At 38.3% G+C, this 397-nt stretch carries 1 protein-coding gene; it reads left to right on the forward strand.

Features of this window, described 5'->3' with window-relative positions:
* Positions 1-397: SRPBCC family protein (locus EMN46_RS19300; protein ID WP_154202640.1), on the forward strand; the 397-nt coding region annotated here is incomplete at both ends.

The following is a 397-nucleotide window of genomic DNA, read 5'->3' on the forward strand; positions in this document are numbered from 1 at the left end:
GAGTAAAGGCTTCTATCACAACCATTTGGGCGACGATTCATCAATTTTCCAACTACCCAAAATGGATTAAAAGGCTTAAATCTGCAAAGGTGTATGAAGTATCAAATAATTCCGCTTATGTGCACTTTACCGCTACCCATTGGCTGTTAGGAAAAACACAGTGGTATGTTAAACATAATTTCCCTAGACTCGATCAACTCAATGAAAAGCGCTGGGGAGCTTGGGTTTTAGATTATCGTCACCAATCAGATTTTTATGATGCGGTTGGGTTTTGGCAAGTTAAAACCATACATGACCAACCCAATGTAAGCGAAGTTATCTATTCTGTTGATTTGCAATTAAAAGAGGGGACACCAGCATTTATTCAGCGAGCAGCTATTAAAAAAGGATTAAAATC

The sequence above is a fragment of the Ancylomarina sp. 16SWW S1-10-2 genome (assembly GCF_009669305.1).
In the GTDB taxonomy this organism is placed as follows: Bacteria; Bacteroidota; Bacteroidia; order Bacteroidales; family Marinifilaceae; genus Ancylomarina.